Origin of the sequence: Candidatus Cryosericum odellii (genome assembly GCF_003570935.1) — a bacterium.
GTDB lineage: Bacteria > Caldisericota > Caldisericia > Cryosericales > Cryosericaceae > Cryosericum > Cryosericum odellii.
Genome location: NZ_QXIU01000151.1, coordinates 1 through 3,837 on the forward strand (window position 1 = coordinate 1; position 3,837 = coordinate 3,837).

Sequence of the window (3,837 nt, forward strand, 5' to 3'; positions counted from 1 at the left end):
CCACTTTCTATTCGCGCTGACAACGGCCTTGCAGACCGACATCAGGGTAGGAAACGCCGTCAGGTTGAGGAAGTAGACGGTGGGCGATTCAAGATCAACCTGGAGCGTCTTGGCATCCAGCGCCTTGACACCGACGTCCTTGCTGGGGTCGATCTCTTTCGCCATGTTGGCAACGGGGACGACCTTGCCCCCAACGGTCTTCGTGAGAGGATTGCCTTTGGCATCGACAGCCTGGACATAGTACTTGCTGCCGACCTTGATGGACGTGTTGAATGCCTGACCACCACGCACGTAGTAGAGCTGATAGGCGTACACAGCAGCCAGTTCCGGGCTGAGAGCGCGAATCCAGGCATACTCAAAATCGTATGCGGTGACAGGTGTTCCGTTCGTCCAGGACGCATCACGAAGCGTAAAGGTATACGTCTTCAGGTCCGCAGAGATCTTCCAACTCGCCGCAATCGCCGGCTGTGGCATATTCTTGTTGTCGATACGTGTCAATCCGTCAAAGACCTGCAATATGATATTGGCTTCCGGAATGCCCTGAGAAAGGGCTGGATCGATCGTGGCGGGCTCAGTCCCCAAGTTGTACGTTACCTCCTGCACGTTGCCTTTGCTTGTGGTGCAAGAGACGGTCCCCAAAAGAGCGACAGCAAGGAATACCAATATCAAGACAAACGAAAATGCTTTCCTCATATGATAGCCTCCCCTTCTCAACATGATTCGTGGCATCTTGCGGCCACTACAAGAGTAATACAACTATTATGAGAATAGCAGTATGTCAGGAAAAAACAACTCGATCCTCTCTATGTATAGTCTTGCAAAAACATGCAGACATTATACAATCGCTCTTACGTCAGGTTTTGCTCGGTAGACGAAATACACGGGAGGAATCACATGACAAGAAAAATTGTTGTATTCCTGGTTCTATGTATGCTGGCCGCTACGTTCGCCGGTTGTGGAACCAAGAGCACAGGTGGTGTCGCTACATCCGACATGGCGGCCGACCAGACCGTACGGTACAATCTTGGTGTCGAGCCAGCCAGTCTCGATCCTGCGCTCGCAGTTGGTAACCCAGAACTGGGAACACTGATCCAACTCTTTGATGGCCTTACTCGCAATGATAAGAACAACGTGCCCCAACCAGCTATCGCAACCAGCTGGGACGTGTCGACCGACAAGCTGACCTACACGTTCCATCTTCGGGATGCCAAATGGAGCAACGGCGATCCTGTTACAGCACCAGACTTTGAGTATGCCTGGAAGCGAGCGCTGGCTCCTGAGACAGCCGGTGATTTTGCATATCAGCTGTATTACGTCAAGAACGGCGAAGCATTCAACAAGTGTCTGGTACAGGACGGAAAGTACTATGCCGCCAAGGTGGACGCGAACGGCAATCCTGTGACCACAACGGTCAACGGAACTGCAGTCCCAGTAGCGGATACGACCAAACCGTTTGATGTCAGCTCAGTCGGAGTAAAAGCACTGGATGACAAGACCCTGGAGGTGAACCTGGAAGGGCCCACTCCCTATTTCATCGACCTTACGACCTACCCTACCCTGTTCCCAGTGGATAAGAAGGTCGTTGAGACAAATCCGAAGTGGGCTGCCGCTCCCTCGACCTTTGTTTGCGACGGTCCCTTCAAGCCTACTGAATGGGCTCACAACGATCACCTGACAATGGTCAAGAACGACACATATTGGGATGCCGCCACGGTGCGTCTGACCACGGTCATCTACGATATGGTCGAGGATGAGTCGACAGCACTTTCGATGTATCAGAGCGGTCAACTGGACGCTGCGGCTAACGTCCCGTCGTCCGAACTGAAGAGCCTTGTCGCTTCAGGAGATGCGCAGATCCTGCCATACCTCGGCACCTATTATCTCAATTTTAACAACAGCAAGAAGCCATTCAATGATCCGCGTGTCCGTCAGGCCTTGACGCTCGCGATCAATCGTCAGCAGATCGTGGACAACGTTACAAAAGGTGGTGAGTTGCCTGCAATGGCGTTCATCCCCTACGGTTTCCCTGATGCGACCCCGAACAGTGACTTCCGCAAAGTTGGCGGTGAAACGTATTTCAAAGACAACGATATCGCGACCGCCCAGAAGTTGCTGGCAGACGCAGGATATCCAGGAGGCAAGGGGTTCCCTGCGTTTACCTATCTGATGAACACCTCTTCTCTGCACAAAGCGATTGCTGAAGCGATCCAGCAAATGTGGAAGAAGAATCTTGGTATCACCTGCACCCTCAAGAACGAGGAGTGGGGCGTGTTCCTGCAGGACAGAGACAATCTCAACTATGACGTTGCCCGTGCGGGATGGACTGCTGACTACATGGATCCCAATACATTCCTGGATCTGTATATCACAGGTGGTGGCAACAATGATCTGGGATGGACCAGCAAGGTCTATGATCAGGCTATTGCAACTGAGAAAGCGACTGCTGATCAGACCGCTCGTCTCAAGGCTATGCACCTCGCCGAGGATACACTGATGAAGGACTTCGCCATTTCCCCAATCTACTTCTACACGAACCCCGTTCTGCTGAGCAAGAGGGTCAAGGACTTCTATCAGGGCAGCATCGGGTTTGTCGACTGGAAGTACGCGTACATGGCACCAGCAGGCAAATAGGAAAGCACAACAGAAAAACTGTATGCGACAATGCCGGGCACATGATGTGCCCGGCATTGTCGTCGAGTGACAGAACCTTATAGGCTACAGATCGTGGGCGTACTTCCCTGCGACGGTGCAACTCATCAGGAAACGGTAAAGCTCGACCGGTTCATCTGAGGTGTACGAAAGTTCACGGCCGCCGGAACGTCGGGAGCCGGGGATCCAGGCTGCGACGTCGCAGGCACTGGTCGTCAGGAAGCGCACGGTCCAGGTTGATGGTGAAGTCACCAGAACCTCGTGCTGGACGGTCCCCTGAAGCTGCTCGTCAGCGAGTGTCGTGCGACCATGGGTCATCAATTGTCGCGTCGCATTGGCGGCACCGTCGCGGATCAGCGTCTTCGATGCTTCGGGCATCAGCGTCCGCTGTGAATACCGGCCGGTGGCCCACTTAGTGGTGACAAAGACAGCGTGGGGGAAGAACTGCTGTGAGAATCCGCAGTACTGCTCATCACCGCTGCCGAAGATAAAGGGGATGCCCAGACGGGCCAGCAGGACCATGTTGAGTTCTGTCTCACCCATGACGTGCCCGTTGGCCAGAACCTCGTAGATGGAGGCCGAGGAATAGGTGTGGTCCATGGACCCATTCAACGTTCCGATGGGAGCATGGTAGCCGACAAACAGGGCTGCGTCGCAGGTTGCATCTGCTCCTTCGACCATGTACAGTGGGCGCGGGTAGCCTCGCACGACCTGTACGTCCTGCGGAAGCCTGTCGAGCAATAGGTTCTGCCCCCGACTGTGACTGTCGGCGATCACGATTGCAGCTTCTTTGTCGACACTCCGGATGCCTTCGATGGCAGCGCACGTCTCGCCCGTCATGAGCTCTCGCTGTTCCTGGCTGGTTTCCGACCATGACACAAGGCCAGCTACGCCCTCCATGTCCAGACTGATGAAGTACTTCATTTCAGATACCTCCCAGCGGCAACCGCCGCAGTAATCTACAGTTTCTCACGAGCGACATAAGTATATCCGGATTTCGCTGTTGCATGTTGTAAACGTCTGCATTGCACACATTCATGGCAGTCTTCTCCTGTGCTGACGCCATTCCGCCGGCATGCTGCAAGGCATTGGGGTCTCAACCAAAACATCCCCGCTTGCATCCCCGTCATCGGCTCAGGCGCTTGCACCACAGCGCCCTTTTGGCTATGCTGGTCTCATCGATTCTGA

The 3,837-nt window shown here is 54.1% G+C and carries 3 protein-coding genes; 1 reads left to right on the forward strand and 2 read right to left on the reverse strand.

Translation table 11 applies throughout. The features are described 5' to 3' along the window. A partial coding sequence (locus tag SMC5_RS06290) for an ABC transporter substrate-binding protein (protein WP_243625011.1) occupies positions 1–693 on the reverse strand: 693 nt, incomplete at its 3' end. A gap of 201 nt (positions 694–894) precedes the next feature. On the opposite strand from SMC5_RS06290, the gene SMC5_RS06295 reads away from it, so the two are divergent. Beyond that, positions 895–2,631 (forward strand): peptide ABC transporter substrate-binding protein, encoded by a 1,737-nt coding sequence (locus SMC5_RS06295; RefSeq protein WP_165846287.1) that lies wholly within the window; start codon positions 895–897, stop codon positions 2,629–2,631. An 84-nt stretch (positions 2,632–2,715) separates the two neighbouring features. Here the strand turns inward: SMC5_RS06295 and SMC5_RS06300 are convergent, their stop codons facing one another. Then, a complete protein-coding gene (locus SMC5_RS06300; protein WP_119175659.1) occupies positions 2,716–3,573 on the reverse strand; it encodes a M55 family metallopeptidase in 858 nt (285 codons plus the stop codon). Between the last annotated feature and the right edge of the window lie 264 nt (positions 3,574–3,837).

Bases quoted from the DNA above. Each gene is read 5' to 3' on its own strand.
- SMC5_RS06295 (WP_165846287.1), top strand. From the start codon at position 895: ATGACAAGAAAAATTGTTGTATTCCTGGTTCTATGTATGCTGGCCGCT.
- SMC5_RS06300 (WP_119175659.1), bottom strand. From the start codon at position 3,573: ATGAAGTACTTCATCAGTCTGGACATGGAGGGCGTAGCTGGCCTTGTG.